Annotated in this window: 17 protein-coding genes; 7 read left to right on the top strand and 10 right to left on the bottom strand. The window is 43.5% G+C overall.

What is annotated here, in order from left to right:
- Positions 1-495: 495 nt before the first annotated feature.
- Positions 496-807 (bottom strand): thioredoxin, encoded by a 312-nt coding sequence (gene trxA / locus VQ643_RS10715; protein WP_414199768.1) that lies wholly within the window; start codon positions 805-807, stop codon positions 496-498.
- 156 nt (positions 808-963) lie between these two features.
- On the opposite strand from trxA, the gene VQ643_RS10720 reads away from it, so the two are divergent.
- On the top strand, positions 964-1,989 hold the full coding sequence (locus tag VQ643_RS10720) for an AbrB family transcriptional regulator (RefSeq protein ID WP_414199769.1): 1,026 nt from the start codon (positions 964-966) through the stop codon (positions 1,987-1,989).
- On the opposite strand, the gene VQ643_RS10725 is transcribed toward VQ643_RS10720, so the two are convergent.
- Positions 1,931-3,337: a sensor histidine kinase gene (locus tag VQ643_RS10725; protein WP_414199770.1), complete on the bottom strand. Its 1,407-nt coding sequence runs from the start codon at positions 3,335-3,337 to the stop codon at positions 1,931-1,933. The genes VQ643_RS10720 and VQ643_RS10725 overlap by 59 nt on opposite strands.
- Entirely contained in the window at positions 3,324-4,001 is a 678-nt protein-coding gene (locus tag VQ643_RS10730) for a response regulator (protein WP_414199771.1), read from the bottom strand. The genes VQ643_RS10725 and VQ643_RS10730 overlap by 14 nt, the downstream gene beginning before the upstream one ends.
- A gap of 149 nt (positions 4,002-4,150) precedes the next feature.
- On the opposite strand from VQ643_RS10730, the gene VQ643_RS10735 reads away from it, so the two are divergent.
- From VQ643_RS10735 to VQ643_RS10745, 3 genes are all read left to right on the top strand, one after another.
- Positions 4,151-5,122: a tripartite tricarboxylate transporter substrate binding protein gene (locus VQ643_RS10735; RefSeq protein ID WP_414199772.1), complete on the top strand. Its 972-nt coding sequence runs from the start codon at positions 4,151-4,153 to the stop codon at positions 5,120-5,122.
- A 65-nt stretch (positions 5,123-5,187) separates the two neighbouring features.
- Entirely contained in the window at positions 5,188-5,622 is a 435-nt protein-coding gene (locus VQ643_RS10740; RefSeq protein ID WP_414199773.1) for a tripartite tricarboxylate transporter TctB family protein, read from the top strand.
- A 12-nt stretch (positions 5,623-5,634) separates the two neighbouring features.
- A complete protein-coding gene (locus VQ643_RS10745) occupies positions 5,635-7,128 on the top strand; it encodes a tripartite tricarboxylate transporter permease (protein WP_414199774.1) in 1,494 nt (497 codons plus the stop codon).
- Positions 7,129-7,156: 28 nt separating this feature from the next.
- Here the strand turns inward: VQ643_RS10745 and VQ643_RS10750 are convergent, their stop codons facing one another.
- Positions 7,157-7,774, bottom strand: coding sequence for a CHAP domain-containing protein (locus tag VQ643_RS10750; RefSeq protein ID WP_414199775.1), 618 nt, complete (start codon positions 7,772-7,774; stop codon positions 7,157-7,159).
- Between the two features lie 169 nt (positions 7,775-7,943).
- Here VQ643_RS10750 and VQ643_RS10755 point away from each other — a divergent pair, with 169 nt between their 5' ends.
- Positions 7,944-8,753, top strand: coding sequence for a TOBE domain-containing protein (locus VQ643_RS10755; protein WP_414199776.1), 810 nt, complete (start codon positions 7,944-7,946; stop codon positions 8,751-8,753).
- On the opposite strand, the gene glp (VQ643_RS10760) is transcribed toward VQ643_RS10755, so the two are convergent.
- Genes glp (VQ643_RS10760) through mobA form a run of 5 tightly spaced genes read right to left on the bottom strand, consistent with a single transcriptional unit; the run spans position 8,750 to position 11,769 of the window.
- Positions 8,750-9,982, bottom strand: coding sequence for a gephyrin-like molybdotransferase Glp (gene glp, locus VQ643_RS10760; RefSeq protein ID WP_414199777.1), 1,233 nt, complete (start codon positions 9,980-9,982; stop codon positions 8,750-8,752). The two genes, VQ643_RS10755 and glp (VQ643_RS10760), sit on opposite strands and share 4 nt — an antisense overlap.
- Before the next feature lie 3 nt (positions 9,983-9,985).
- Complete coding sequence (gene moaE / locus VQ643_RS10765; protein WP_414199778.1) at positions 9,986-10,447, bottom strand: molybdopterin synthase catalytic subunit MoaE; 462 nt, start codon at positions 10,445-10,447, stop codon at positions 9,986-9,988.
- Positions 10,448-10,696, bottom strand: a complete 249-nt coding sequence (locus VQ643_RS10770; protein ID WP_414199779.1) for a MoaD/ThiS family protein — start codon at positions 10,694-10,696, stop codon at positions 10,448-10,450.
- Complete coding sequence (moaC, locus tag VQ643_RS10775) at positions 10,696-11,178, bottom strand: cyclic pyranopterin monophosphate synthase MoaC (RefSeq protein WP_414199780.1); 483 nt, start codon at positions 11,176-11,178, stop codon at positions 10,696-10,698. Before moaC ends, VQ643_RS10770 begins: the two co-directional genes overlap by 1 nt.
- Positions 11,179-11,187: 9 nt before the next feature.
- Complete coding sequence (gene mobA / locus VQ643_RS10780) at positions 11,188-11,769, bottom strand: molybdenum cofactor guanylyltransferase MobA (protein ID WP_414199781.1); 582 nt, start codon at positions 11,767-11,769, stop codon at positions 11,188-11,190.
- A gap of 58 nt (positions 11,770-11,827) precedes the next feature.
- Here mobA and moaB point away from each other — a divergent pair, with 58 nt between their 5' ends.
- Both moaB and glp (VQ643_RS10790) read left to right on the top strand, forming a co-directional pair.
- Positions 11,828-12,361, top strand: a complete 534-nt coding sequence (gene moaB, locus VQ643_RS10785; protein ID WP_414199782.1) for a molybdenum cofactor biosynthesis protein B — start codon at positions 11,828-11,830, stop codon at positions 12,359-12,361.
- Between the two features lies 1 nt (position 12,362).
- The gene (glp, locus tag VQ643_RS10790) at positions 12,363-13,559 is read left to right on the top strand and encodes a gephyrin-like molybdotransferase Glp (RefSeq protein ID WP_414199783.1); all 1,197 of its coding nucleotides are present in this window, start codon (positions 12,363-12,365) and stop codon (positions 13,557-13,559) included.
- On the opposite strand, the gene VQ643_RS10795 is transcribed toward glp (VQ643_RS10790), so the two are convergent.
- Positions 13,552-14,217, bottom strand: a complete 666-nt coding sequence (locus tag VQ643_RS10795) for a sulfate/molybdate ABC transporter ATP-binding protein (protein ID WP_414199784.1) — start codon at positions 14,215-14,217, stop codon at positions 13,552-13,554. The genes glp (VQ643_RS10790) and VQ643_RS10795 overlap by 8 nt on opposite strands.
- Positions 14,218-14,220: the final 3 nt, after the last annotated feature.

Genomic DNA, 14,220 nt, shown 5'->3' on the forward strand with positions numbered 1-14,220 from the left:
ATGTATCAGGATAATATTTATGTGAGTCGCTATTTTAGAGCTATAATTATATTTAAAGAGAAAATTAAATTATTATTTTGAGAGGTAGAGGAATTTTGGTTTTTATTTTTCTAATATTAGGTCTGCTCCTTGCATCGGTGTGCTGGGTGAAAAATATAATGGAGTAGAATTTGATATTCCCTTAGTCTTCAGCTTAATAATGTCAGGCCTATTTTGTTGATTTTTAGGTGCAATTTGGAATAAAGAAAAATTGAACTCAATAAGCAATAACAACAGTACTATTACTACAAAAGTAATCACACTTTCTTCTTTATTTCTATGCAATATGCAGAGCTTATATTTTTAGCCATTGGCAGTGGTATTAGTATTAAGAGGAATTTACTCAGAGGGTTGACTGTTGGGGCAGTGTTTTGTCTCTTTTGGCTGTTACTTATTTTTAAATGAGCATAAAAGAGCCAAGAGTTCAAATAGAATCTAGTTAATGTAACAAGACCGCTAGCCTAAATGCTGCTGTAGCTGTGCGATGAGCTGCTGTTTATTTGTAAAGCCTGATTGAATCCATAACAATTTACCTTGCTTAAACAGCATAAGTGTTGGCACACCACGCATAGGGTATTGGCTGCTCATTTGCATACTAAAAGCGGGGTTTTTATCCACATCAATTTTTAAGATACGCAATCTATCCCCTAATTGCTGCTTTACCTCATCTAACACAGGCGCTTGCATTTTGCAGGGGCCACACCAAGTGGCATAAAAATCAAGTAAAACTGGCTGTTCACCCTTAATAATATTCTGAATAGTGCTCATACTTTCCTCATATAGGCTAATCGACTAGATGCATTCACATAAAATACTGATAGATTATCAGTAAACTTTCAGCATCATTGTGTTTTGATGGTTAGCTTAGTAATGAGGGCATAATTTGTCTTTTAAAGTCATGACGGTAGAGTGCAGGTTGGCATCATGAATAGAATGGCTGTGGCAGGAGTGCTGGTTGGTGTATTAGGTGGCTATATTGCAAGCCTTATTCATCTTCCATTGCCATGGATGATTGGGTCGCTGCTCAGCGTAATAGCGGTACGTTGCTCAGGTATCTATCTAGAAGAGTTGCCACATATGCGCACCGTTGGCCAATGGCTAGTTGCCTGTGGTATAGGTTTACACTTTACACCAGAAGTATGGGCACAAGTAGTGTCACATAGCTGGGTTATTCTGTTAGGTGCGCTGGCGACTGTTAGTTTGACCACACTAGGTCTGGCCCTGTTACATAAAGCACGCTTTAATCCAGTTACGAGCTTTTTTGCAAGTTTGCCTGGCGGTGCTAGCGAAATGGTGAACTTAGCCATTAAGCATAAGGCGGAAATAGATCGAGTGACTGCTGCACATAGTATGCGCATGATGTTAATTGTAGTATCAGTGCCTCTAGCGTTTACTTGGGGGATGAAGGTTGAACCTCAAATACTAATAGCAGCAATTGACTGGAAATGGCTGTCCATCGCCTTACCTTCCAGTGCTCTCGTTGCCTTGCTGTGGCGAAAGTTGGGTTTACCCAGCCCTTGGATGCTTGGCCCTATTCTAACCTGCGCTGTGCTAAGTATTAGCTTTGACTTGCATGTTGCATTACCTAGTACATTAAGTCATCTAGGACAACTCTGTTTAGGTGCTGCTTTTGGTTGCCATTTTGACCGTCCATTCTTTCGCAAAGCGCCTAAGTTCCTCGCCATCGTTGTGTTATACACAGTCTTGGCGATTGCAATTACTACAGCTATTGCCTTTGCCTTAAGTGCCATCAGTGGTATTAGCCCATATGTCCTGATTTTAGGCATGATGCCAGGCGGCATCAGTGAAATGTCAATTACAGCGGAAGCTTTGCAATTAGAAGTGGCTTTGGTTACCGCATTACAAGTACTACGTTTATTTTTAGTGATGTTTATGGCTGAGCCGTTGTTTCGTTTGTGGATGAGTTATTTGACCAAGGAAAAACAATAGTGATACATAACCCCTGCATTGCACCCTGGCTTAGTTGGATATTGGCGTTATGTAACCGACAAATACTGTAAGCAATGGAAAGCCCTAAACCTGAACCTTGAACTGCATTATTGAGACGATAAAAACGTTTAAATACGCGTTTGTGTAGGTCGTGGTGAATACCAATGCCATCGTCTTCTATTTGTAAGGTGGCGTTATGCAATAAACGAACGGTTACTGTTGAAGCCTGTGCGTGCTGTAGCGTGTTATCGAGCAAGCAATACAGTAGCTCCCTTATTAGATGTGGATAGCCATTAAGCTGCAGTGTAGCTAAAGGTTCAAAATTAAGTTGTACACTGGCATTGTGCATTAGTAAGGCAAAATGTTGACAGGCCTCTTGTGCAATAGTATTCAATAAGAAGGCTTGCTTAGGTTGTTGCTTGGCGTTTTGTTGGTTATGTTGCAAACGCGCTAATGACAGTAACTGATTGGTCAGCTGGGTAAGGTGTGTTGTTTGCTTGAGTGCGTGTTCAAGACTTTGCTGTTTTTCAGTTATAGTTTGGCTGAGTAAGCCAAGTTGTAGATGGCTTTGTAAAACAGCGAGTGGCGTTCTTAATTGGTGGGCGGTGTCATTTAGAAAGTTAGCTTGTTGGCGCATTTGTTTATGTAAACGTCGTGTATAGCTATTTAGTGCCTCAACTAAAGGCAGCAGCTCTTTGTCAGTAATATTAGGAGCTATGTTGTGTATAGGAGCAGTTTTAGATTGCTGAAAAAACAGACTTAGTCGATAAAGAGGTAATAAAGCCTTGCTAACAGCTAACCAGACCACTAAAAGTATTAAAAGTAGTACCAGTAAAAAACGTAATGTATTATAAAAAACAAGGGTAGTACTAAAAACAATACGTGCGTCATCAGTCTCAGCAACTCTAATTTCGACCATCTGATCTGCAACAGGTTGTAAGAAACTTGCTACTCGTACGGCTTGATCTTTATAGCTTGCATCATAAAACTTAGCTAAGGCAGGATAAATATCAGTGCGCGGCGTATTTGCCTCTGGGCCAGGTAATTGATCAAAGCCAGCGATGGTGTTTTGCTGGCTATCTAAAACCTGATAATAGAGCCGCCCTGAATTGTCATAGTTAAATGCATCTAACGCCAGATAAGGTACTTTTAGCTGAAGCTTATTATCAAGACTGAGTTCAATATTCTGGCCAATGGTACGGGCAATAGCTAATAAGTTTCTATCGTAAGGAATATTGGTGCTTTCACGTACTAACCAAAAGCTGAGTATATTGCTAATAACTAATAATGAGCATAAAGCAATGCTTAAGTGGACAAGCAGACGACGGCGTAGGCTAGTTTTTTTCATTCTTGCTTTCTAACATATAGCCTATCCCACGAAAGGTGACTATCTGCACATTACTTTGTTCAAGTTTTTTGCGCAAACGGTGAATATGCAGCTCAATAGCTTCAGGTGAAGCTTCGTTATCCAGCCCAAAGACACTATTAACCAACTGTTCTTTATTCAGAATACGTCCTGTACGTGATATTAGAGTACGCAGCAGGTTATGTTGGTGAGAGGTGAGTATCAAACGTTGGTTCTTTAATAAAAACACTTGCGTTGATAGGTTATAGCTTAAATCGCCGCAGTATAAGCTGTGCTCGCTTATTTCTAGATTTCTTCGTAAAAGAGCTCTAATGCGGGCTAATAGCTCAGTTAGATCAAAAGGTTTAGCTAGGTAGTCGTCTGCACCTAAATCAAGCCCTAAAACCCTGTCTTGAACATCATTACGTGCGCTCAGTATTAGTACGGCTGTATGGCTGTTATGCTGACGCAACCCTCGCAAAACGCTAAAGCCATCTAGGTAAGGCAAGCCTATATCAAGTATCACGACGTCGTATAGCTCCGTACGTAGCAGCATTTCTGCACTACGCCCATTATCCAAGCAATCAACACTTAAGCCATTTGTTTGTAGAAACTGGCAAATATTTTTTGCTAAATCTTGATGATCCTCCACTAAGAGTATACGCATCAAAGTTCCCTCTACGACTTATGCATAGTCCTTTCTAGATTTATTGAAAGCCAGCTGAAAGCTAGCTGCAATAGTATCGGTTTTAACAAAAACAAAAAGGCTATGTTGGTCAGATATTTGATAAATATAAGCTTATAGAGGAAAACCTAATGCAAAGTAAATTAAAAGTGGCACTTGCGATAACTTTATTAACACTAAGCTTGACTAGTGTGGCTGAGCCAAAGCGGCCAGAGTGTGTTGCTCCAGCGAAACCCGGTGGCGGTTTTGACTTAACCTGCAAACTGGCACAAAGCGGCTTAGTTGATTTAAAGCTTCTAGATAAACCACTACGCGTTACATTTATGCCAGGAGGAATAGGAGCCGTAGCTTACAATGCAATGGTTGGTCAACGAGCTAAAGACAATAACTCCATAGTGGCTTTTTCAACAGGTTCATTACTCAACTTGGCGCAAGGTAAGTTTGGTCGTTATACAGAAAAAGATGTGCGTTGGTTGGCTGTAGTGGGCGCTGATTACGGTGCTATCACCGTATCTTCGAATTCACCCTATAACACCTTAGATGACCTGATCCAAGCGTTAAAGAAGGATCCTAGTAAAGTGGTGTTTGGTGCAGGCGGGACTATAGGTGGCCAAGATTGGATGCAGGTTGCTCTTTTAGCAAGAGCGGCTCAAGTTGACCCGCGCAAACTACGCTATGTTGCCTTTGAAGGGGGTGGAGAAACATTAACTGCTATGTTGGGCGGGCATATTGGAGCTTCGAGTAGTGGTTTAGGTGAGGTTTTACCTCAGGTGGAAGCGGGAAAAATTCGAGTGCTAGCTGTTCTTTCAGATGAGCGTTTAGCGGGGGCTTACAACTATATACCTACCGCTAAGGAACAGGGGTACAACATTAGTTGGCCTGTTATCCGCGGCTTCTACATGGGCCCTAAAGTCTCTGATGAAGACTTTACTTGGTGGCAACAACGTTTTGAAAAAATGCTGGCAATGCCTGAGTTTGATCAGTTACGTACCCAACGTGGGCTATTCCCTATGAATCTTACGGGAAAAGAGTTGGAGCAGTCCATCTACCAGCAGGTAGAAACATTTAGAGCGTTAGCCACTGAATTTGATCTCATTAAATAATACAGAGCCATTTATGTGGTGCTCCTTAGAGGTGTTAAGGAGCGCCTATAATGAGGGGGTCAAACATGACAATAAGAATCTTTGCAGGAGTATTGCTTTTGCTTTGGCTAGGGCTTTTAGCTGTAGCTTGGCAATTTTCTGCACCTTTTACATATGATCCAGTAGGCCCTAGGGCTTATCCATTACTAATACTATGCTTACTATGCCTGTGTTCATTGTGGGTTGTAATTAAACCAGAAACAGTAAAATCAGACTGGTCGCATCTATGGAGTGTAGCTGCTTGTATTATTGCATTAGTAGTGTACACCTACATTTTTCAGCTACTAGGGTTTTTATTAAGCACTTTTAGTTTAATGCTCTTTATGAGTTATTTATTTAAAAGTGCTTGGTGGCATAGTTTTATTTTTTCAGCCTTAGCCAGTATTGCGCTGTACATATTGTTTGATCGCTTTTTAGATGTTTCTTTGCCTCTTGGCTTATTGGAACCATTATTTAATTAAAGGACTATAAATATGGATACTTTAGCTTACTTAGCGCAAGGTTTTGCTGTCGCACTAGAGCCACAAAACTTAATAGTTGCTTTACTAGGTGCATTTATCGGCACTGTGGTTGGTCTCTTACCAGGTTTAGGGCCTATTAATGGCGTAGCTATCTTATTACCTATTGCTTATGCGATGAATCTGCCTCCAGAAACGGCCCTTATTCTATTGGCAGCAGTTTACTTAGGTTGTGAGTATGGGGGGCGTATTTCAGCTATTTTATTAAATGTACCTGGTGATGCCGCTGCGGTCATGACAACTTTAGATGGATACCCTTTAGCTAAACAGGGGAAGGCTGGAATTGCATTATCACTGTCAGCATTTAGCTCCTTTATGGGAAGCACTATAGCCACTATTGGTGTGGTGATATTTGCTCCATTACTTGCTCAGTGGGCAGTCTCTTTTGGTCCTGCAGAGTATTTTGTATTAATGATCTTCGCCATTACCTGTTTGGGTGGAATGATTGGAGATAAACCTATAAAAACATTTATTTGCGCCTTAATAGGATTACTACTTGCAACTGTAGGTGTTGATTCTACTACAGGAGTTTATCGTTTTACTTTTGGTAGTGTTGGTTTATCAGACGGTATTTCATTCATTATTATTGTAATTGGTTTTTTTAGCATCAGCGAAGTGCTGTTAATGTTGGAAAATACTCGCTCAGGCCAAAAAGCAGTGAAAGCTGGTGGGCGTATGCTGTTTAATCTACGAGAGTTATTGCATAGTTTAGGTGCGATTTTACGTAGTGGCACAACAGGCTTTGTTGTAGGTACTTTACCAGGTGCTGGAGCTACTATCGCTAGCGCCATGACTTATGCTGCAGAAAAACGTATTGCAGGTGATGAAGGAAAGTTTGGCGAAGGCGATTTACGTGGCGTTGCAGCACCAGAAGCGGCTAATAATGCATCGGCATGCGGCTCCTTTATACCTATGCTTACTTTAGGTGTTCCAGGCTCTGGTACAACAGCGGTCATGATGGGAGCGTTGACACTGTATAATATCACACCAGGCCCTATGTTATTTGAGCAGCAACCTGATGTTGTTTGGGGATTAATCGCCTCATTATTTATAGGGAATATTATTTTATTATTGCTTAATATTCCTTTAGTTGGTGTGTTTGCACGGCTTTTAAGTGTACCTAGTTGGATGCTAGTACCTTTTATCGCAGTGATTAGCTTGCTTGGCGTGTATGCAATTTATGGCTCAACATTTGATTTATTGTTAGCTGTAGCACTAGGCGTTTTTGGTTATATTTTGCGCAAACTTGATTTTCCACTATCTGCGTTAATACTAGGCTTTGTATTAGGGGAGCTGATGGAAGAAAACTTACGTAGAGCGTTATCTATATCCAATGGTGAATTAGGTATTTTGTGGCAAAGTCCTATTTCTATGACCTTATGGGCACTGGCGGTTGCAATGGTCCTACTACCTGCGCTGCGCTGGTTGCGTAAAAAAATTAAGAGCTAGCCTAGAAAACCTTAGTGCACAGGCGTCACTAAGGTTTTTTCATATTGCTCGGTAAACGTAGCCAGCCTAGCACATTCGTATCAGCTAGCTTATTTGACTCGGTTAGACTAAGACGGATACGTTCACGAGAGCTGGCAAATAGGCCAGGATTTTGTTGAACAATCTCAATATCTTGGGCTGTTACTTCACTAACAATGGCAACATGACCAAAAGGGTTGAGCAGCCAAGGACGAAACACAATAAGATCATCAGTTTGTATGGCAAACTGGCCGTCGTTTCGAAATTGGTACATGTTGCGTTGGCGGTTGTATTCCCCAGATTTTAACTGCGCTTGAAAAAAATCATGCGCATTGCCGAAGGTATCAGGCATACGATGCTGGTATTGGGTGTAATAAAAGCGTTTTACGAATTCAACACATTGGTACTTCAAGCCAAAATTATAGCCATCGCTGGCGCGTTGACGCCCTTGGGTATGCTTTATGCCACCATTAAAATAAATAGGTACTTGTTTGTACTCATCGATTACATCGCCCACGTTATGCCAAGGATTCAAGTTATAACGGGTGCCAGCCCATAGCAGTAGGGCCGCCAGTAGTAGAAGCACAGCGGAACAACTTAATGTGAGTAGAAAAACGTTATGGCGCATGGCAGCTAATCTTTTATAAGTGAGCCTATGTAATTTAGCGGAGAATGATGAAAAAGTAAGCTGCATAAAACAATAACAGCTTGCCAGATCAAGTAATCAAGCTACAAATTACCTTTCGTTAATTTTCCTGATTAGAATAACCCTATAGTTTTTAGAGGAGTTTGACCTCATGACAGAGCATGCCGCATTAGGTTTGCAAGGGCAAATCTGGATAACAGCAGGTGAGCGTAGTATAGGTGGTCATGGTCGTATGCAGTTGCTGGCGTTAATTGACGAGCTAGGTTCAATTTCCAAAGCAGCAAAAAATATGAAAATGAGCTACAAAGCCGCATGGGATGCTGTTGATCATATGAACAACTTAGCGGGTGAATCCCTTGTTTCGCGTACTACGGGAGGCAAGGGCGGTGGTTCTACCAAGCTAACCGCACGTGGTCGCCAACTCATTGATAACTTCATGCGTATTGAACAAGCACATCAAGCCTTTCTTGCCCAGCTCAGCGAGCAAGCAGGAGGTATGGCAGATGATTTACTTATGCTAAGGAGGCTTTCGATGAAAACAAGTGCACGTAATCAGTTTTATGGCAAAGTGCTGCAGGTTGAAAAGGGTGCTGTTAATGATGCTGTGGAGCTTGAAGTTACAGGCGGCTATCGTATTTGGGCCACTGTGACTTGTGAAAGTACACAAGCATTAGGCTTGGCTAGTGGTGTTGAAACATTTGCACTGATTAAAGCATCTTCCATTATTTTGGCGGCTGATGGCGATAACTTACGTTTGTCAGCACGTAATCAACTAACAGGTACTATTAGTCGCTTACAAAAAGGTGCTGTGAATAGTGAAGTGGTTATAACTCTAGCAGGTGAGCAGACAGTGGCGGCTATTGTTACTAATGACAGTGTTACTGCCCTAGGTTTAGCTGAAGGCAAACAGGCAACAGCCGTATTTAAAGCCTCCAGCGTTATTTTAGCAACACCACTTTAACTGGTTAAGATGGACATCGGAATAAAGGTTACTAAGTCGCCTTTATTTAAAGTGGTATTGGGTTTGATCACAGCTAAGCCATCAGCCCAACAGCTAGCCTGTAAAATAGCTGAGCCTTGTTGAGCGTTAACCTCTACCGCTGTAGTGCCGTTGTCTAAGGTTTTAACGCGTGCTCTTAGATATTGCTGGCGTGGTTTGGCTTTATGCCAATTAAAGTCAGCAGGTAAGGTGACTGACTGAGGCAGTACATCTAACATACCTTGGGCGCGTAGCAAAACAGGGCGTGCAATAATTAATGCAGTGATCAACGCTGCGGCAGGATTGCCCGGCAAACCAAACCAAGGTGTTTGCTGGATGGTGCCAAAAGCGATTGGCTTACCAGGTTGCATAGCAACACGCCATAAATTCAACTCACCAAGATCTTCAACCGCTTGTTTGAGGTGATCTTCTTCGCCAACGGAAACGCCACCACTGCTGATTAAGATATCTTGTACTTGACTGGCTTTGGCTAAAATATCGCGCGTGGCGAGTAGGTTGTCAGGCATAATGCCGTAGTCCGTAACTTCAAAACCCCAGTTACGAAAGAGTGCACCAAGGCTATAACGATTAACATCATAAATCTGCCCAGCATTTAGGGTTTCGCCTGGACTGGTCAACTCATCACCGCTACTAAGCAAACCAATCCGCAAGGGACGGTAAACCTGTACTTCGTCATAGCCTTGGCTGGCCAGCATGCCTAGTTCTTGAGGTCTTAAACGTGTGCCTGTGTCAAGTAATGGGGCTCCTGCTACAGTGGACTCGGCTTTTTTGCGTACATGTTGCCCTACTTTAACCTGTGAAAAAATGGCTAGATCATCTTCCAGTTGCACCTCTTCTTGAGCTACAACGGTATCTGCCCCTTGAGGTAAAGGCGCACCAGTAAAAATACGCATGCAGCAGCCGCTGGGCAAAGTTTGATCAGGGCTGTCGCCTGCGGCAATGCGGCCGGCTATAGGTAAGCTCGCGCTATTATTAACTAGGTCTTGGCTATTCAGTGCGTAACCATCCATGGCGCTATTGTCCCATGGTGGAACATCAAAGGCGGCATTTACAGGTTCACGTAAAATATGCGCAAGAGCTTGAGGAAGGGGAAGGATTTCGCTGCGAGGCGCAATTTTGATCAGACTTAGTAGCGTTTCAATAACGTCATCAACAGGGTGAAGGCTATCTCTATCACATACATCTAACATGGTTCAGTCCTCGGTGGTTTGCCAGCGTGCTGCGGCTAACTGGTCTGTTTCACGTGCATCAACCCAACGCTCATTCTCTAATGTAGTTTCTTTTTTCCAAAACGGGGCACGAGTTTTTAAGTAATCCATCATAAACTCACACGCCGCAAAAGCATCGCTTCTGTGGGCACTACAAGCGGCAACAAAGACAATAGCTTCTCCTGCTTGTAGCAGGCCTACTCGGTGTAGAATTTGCACATTATTTAGTTTCCAGCGCTGCATAGCTTGCTTGGCAATATCAGAGAGTGCTTTTTCGGTCATGCCAGGATAGTGCTCAAGAAACAAAGTGCTAACCGTATCACCTTGGTTAAAATCGCGCACAAAGCCAGTAAAACTCGCAATAGCGCCAACGCCTAGTTCGCCCGCGTGTAAGGCGTTAAGCTGTGCGCCAGGATCAAAGGCTGTAGTTTGTACTTGAATTATCATCTAGCCACCTGTAACAGTGGGAAACAAAGCAAGCTCATCACCTGCTTTAATGGTGGTATGCACTTTACATAGTTGTTGGTTAATGGCGCACATCAAACCAGCATCATTGAGTACAGTCCAAGCCTCACCACGTTCAACTAGGCTAGCTATGACATCAGCTACCGTTTGCCAATGAGGCTGCCATTGCAGACTAAGTTGCTCTGTACCTATTTCTTCACGATAGCGTGCAAAAAGTAGAAGATTGAGCATTAGTTCGCCTCATTTGGGTTGAGTTGATAATGACCTGACTTACCACCGCGTTTTTCTACAAGCTGTAAATTCTCAATGGTCATGCTGCGATCGACAGCCTTACACATATCATACAGGGTCAGTGCTGCAACACTGGCAGCGGTTAGTGCTTCCATCTCAACACCCGTTTGCCCACAGAGTTTGCAGGTTGCCTGAATATGTACGCGGTCTGGAGCCTGAACGGTTAAATGCACTTTTATGCTGGTTAAGAGTAAAGGGTGGCAGAGTGGGATTAGCTCATGGGTGCGTTTTGCCGCTTGAATGCCAGCAATACGTGCAACCGCAAAAACATCACCTTTGGGATGTCCACCTTGTTCAATCAGGGTAAGTGTTGCTGGTTGCATACGAATCCATGCCTGGGCTGTGGCTTCACGTGCGGTGTTAGCTTTATCACTAACATCTACCATGTTGGCGTTGCCTTGGGCATCAAGGTGAGTAAGCATGCATCGTCCTCAAGAAAACTGTTCTAGTACAGCAGGTTCATTAAAGTTGGCTAAACGAGGATCGTCGTCAGCACATTCTAAGGCATTAGCACCAATCTGTTGCAGTGCAATACGTGGGCGACGTTCTCCCGCTACCCATTGTGCCTGTAAGTCGGCTAATGAGCTGCGTTGCACTGCACTAAATAGCGGTTGGTAGAAACCCTGTTGGCGCAGCATAACGGCTGAAGATTGTACTTGCTGATACAACTGCTCAAGTAAAGCAGAGTCAATACAAGGTGCATCACAGGGTAAGAAAATAACATAGTCATGGCGGGCGGCGGATAGCCCACTAATGATACCAGTAAGAGGGCCAGAGAAGCTGTTATCAGGGTCTGTCACAATACGATCAGCAAGTTGCGCGTAACGCTCAAAATTTCTATTACAAGAAATAATTAAATCATCAGTTAAAGGTCGTACTACAGCATAAATATGCTCAATTAAGGCGCGATTTTTCCAAAGCATCCAGCCTTTATCCTGGCCGCCCATGCGCTGGCCTTGGCCACCAGCCAAAACAACAATAGAACAATTTGTAAAAATAGGAGCATTAGGCATAGGCTTTGATATCTATAGTATATGATGTGTTATCAGCACAAAGTCGCAGGGTATTGTTATGAGCCACGCTAGTACAAGCTTTATTCCTTTAAATATTGCTGTTTTAACAGTAAGTGATACACGCACTGTAGAAACAGACACTTCAGGGCAGCTTTTAGTTGATCGTTTGACCGAGGCTGGGCATCAGCTGGTTGAGCGTGCGCTACTGCAAGATAACTTATATCAAATTCGTGCCAAGGTGGCGAATTGGATCGCACAAGGCAGCGTGCAGGTAGTACTTATTACAGGTGGCACAGGGTTTACTGGGCGCGATAGCACGCCTGAAGCTGTGGCTTGTTTGTTAGACAAACAGGTAGATGGTTTTGGTGAGTTATTTCGCCAATTGTCATATCAAGAAATTGGCACCTCTACTGTGCAGTCACGCGCTTTAGCTGGCTTGTCCAACAATACCTTGGTGTGCTGCTTGCCAGGTTCTACTGGGGCTTGCCGCACAGCTTGGGAAGGTATTTTGCAAGAACAGCTCGATTCACGCCATAAACCTTGTAATTTTGTTCCTCATTTAGGTTTAAAACCTGTGTGCTCAGGACGTTAATATGAGTTTGTTAAGCCTTGACCAAGCACTCATTGCGCTGCAAGAAAAGGCAAGGTTGCAGCCCATCAAAGAAGTAGAGCAGGTGCCTGTATGTGCTGCGTTAGGTCGTGTGCTTGCTGAGCCACTGATTGCCACTACCGATTTACCACCATGGGCAAATAGCGCCATGGATGGTTATGCCTTGCGTCAGTCTGATCTGCATACCACGCAAACATTAGTCGTAAGTCAAAAAATCTTTGCGGGGCATGCGCCACAGCCTTTGCAGGCAGGTACTTGTGCGCGTATTTTTACGGGTGCGCCCTTGCCAGCTGGAGCAGATAGCGTTGAAATGCAGGAGCATACTGAGGTTACCCAGCAAGGGGTGCGTTTTTTACAGCCTGTAACGCTAGGACAATATGTTCGGCCTCAAGGCCAAGAATGCCAGCAAGGACAGCCGTTATTAAGCCAAGGTACAAGGCTTTCGGCTATTGATTTAGCTTTAGCAACATCGGTAGGCGTGACTAAGGTTGGTGTTTATCGAAAGTACCGTGTTGCCTTGTTATCAACAGGTGATGAATTAGTAGAAGCCGGGCAGGCGCTGCAAGCAGGGCAGATTTATAACAGTAATCGTACCTTACTCTTAACGGCTTTAACTCAACTGGGTTGTGAGGTGCAAGATATTGGGATTTTGCCAGATGATCCTGATAAAATTCGGCATGTTCTTCGCGAAATTAATAATGTCGACTTAATATTAAGCACCGGCGGTGTATCTGTTGGTGAGGCGGACTATTTAGGGCAAATTTTGCGTGAAGAAGGGCAGCTAAGTTTCTGGAAGTTGGCTTTAAAGCCAGGCAAACCCTTAACCTTTGGTTATTATAAAAATACGGCTTTTTTAGGTTTGCCGGGTAACCCTGCTTCTAGCTTAGTCACCTTTGCGATATTGGCCAGACCTTATATTTTGGCGTGCTTGCAGGCTAAGAACATAGCGCCTTTAAGCTTTTCAGTGACAATAGGTTTTGATATTTCACAAGCGAGCGTTCGCCGTGAATATTTGCGTGTGCGTGTTATTCAGGGTGTTGCACAGCAATATGATAACCAGTGCTCTGGTGTTTTACGCAGTGCAGCTTGGGCCGACGGGCTATTAGTAGTGCGGGAAAATCAATGCTTTAAACAAGGAGACCAGTTAGCTTTTATCCCGTTTAGCGAGCTGTTTAACTAACTTGGCGGCCCTGTTCAATTTGTAGTACTTGTTCACCAAAGCAATCAACATCTTGCTGGTCGTGGGTAATGAGAATCATAGGTACTTGCAGGCGCTGCTGTAGCTCATCCAGTTCTTGGCGCATGTGCTGGCGCAAACTAGGATCCAAGGCTGAAAAAGGTTCATCTAATAATAGCGCTGTAGGGTTACTGACTAAGGCTCTTGCCAAGGCTGTGCGCTGGCGCTGCCCGCCAGAAATTTCCCTCGGATATTGATGTTCTAAGCCATTTAAAGCAAAGGTTGTTATCCATTCATCAACGGCAGCATTTTGTAGCTGTTGGCGCGGGTTGAGTAATCCTTTGCACGCAGCAAAGGCAATATTTTGGCGAACAGTGAGATGCGGAAATAAAGCGTAATCTTGAAATAGATAAGCAACATTACGTTGTTGTGCTGAAAGGTTAATATTCTGTGTGCTATCAAATAAGGTGCGTCCTGCCAGTTTTATACGCCCCTGATCAGGCTTTATAAGTCCTGCAATCATGGATAAGGTTAAACTCTTGCCCGACCCTGAGCTGCCAAAAATTACCAAGCGTTGGCTATTGGAAGTAAAAGATAAGGACAGCTCAAAGTTGCGCTGTGCTGAGCGCATGGTTTTAGTGATGGCGAGATCAAGCAGCATGTG

The sequence above is a fragment of the Pseudomonas sp. F1_0610 genome, assembly GCF_047470865.1.
Classification (GTDB): Bacteria; Pseudomonadota; Gammaproteobacteria; order Pseudomonadales; family Pseudomonadaceae; genus JAZDRH01.

Coding starts and splice junctions, on each gene's coding strand:
- trxA (WP_414199768.1), bottom strand. CDS start 807: ATGAGCACTATTCAGAATATTATTAAGGGTGAACAGCCAGTTTTACTT.
- VQ643_RS10720 (WP_414199769.1), top strand. CDS start 964: ATGAATAGAATGGCTGTGGCAGGAGTGCTGGTTGGTGTATTAGGTGGC.
- VQ643_RS10725 (WP_414199770.1), bottom strand. CDS start 3,337: ATGAAAAAAACTAGCCTACGCCGTCGTCTGCTTGTCCACTTAAGCATT.
- VQ643_RS10730 (WP_414199771.1), bottom strand. CDS start 4,001: ATGCGTATACTCTTAGTGGAGGATCATCAAGATTTAGCAAAAAATATT.
- VQ643_RS10735 (WP_414199772.1), top strand. CDS start 4,151: ATGCAAAGTAAATTAAAAGTGGCACTTGCGATAACTTTATTAACACTA.
- VQ643_RS10740 (WP_414199773.1), top strand. CDS start 5,188: ATGACAATAAGAATCTTTGCAGGAGTATTGCTTTTGCTTTGGCTAGGG.
- VQ643_RS10745 (WP_414199774.1), top strand. CDS start 5,635: ATGGATACTTTAGCTTACTTAGCGCAAGGTTTTGCTGTCGCACTAGAG.
- VQ643_RS10750 (WP_414199775.1), bottom strand. CDS start 7,774: ATGCGCCATAACGTTTTTCTACTCACATTAAGTTGTTCCGCTGTGCTT.
- VQ643_RS10755 (WP_414199776.1), top strand. CDS start 7,944: ATGACAGAGCATGCCGCATTAGGTTTGCAAGGGCAAATCTGGATAACA.
- glp (WP_414199777.1), bottom strand. CDS start 9,982: ATGTTAGATGTATGTGATAGAGATAGCCTTCACCCTGTTGATGACGTT.
- moaE (WP_414199778.1), bottom strand. CDS start 10,447: ATGATAATTCAAGTACAAACTACAGCCTTTGATCCTGGCGCACAGCTT.
- VQ643_RS10770 (WP_414199779.1), bottom strand. CDS start 10,696: ATGCTCAATCTTCTACTTTTTGCACGCTATCGTGAAGAAATAGGTACA.
- moaC (WP_414199780.1), bottom strand. CDS start 11,178: ATGCTTACTCACCTTGATGCCCAAGGCAACGCCAACATGGTAGATGTT.
- mobA (WP_414199781.1), bottom strand. CDS start 11,769: ATGCCTAATGCTCCTATTTTTACAAATTGTTCTATTGTTGTTTTGGCT.
- moaB (WP_414199782.1), top strand. CDS start 11,828: ATGAGCCACGCTAGTACAAGCTTTATTCCTTTAAATATTGCTGTTTTA.
- glp (WP_414199783.1), top strand. CDS start 12,363: ATGAGTTTGTTAAGCCTTGACCAAGCACTCATTGCGCTGCAAGAAAAG.
- VQ643_RS10795 (WP_414199784.1), bottom strand. CDS start 14,217: ATGCTGCTTGATCTCGCCATCACTAAAACCATGCGCTCAGCACAGCGC.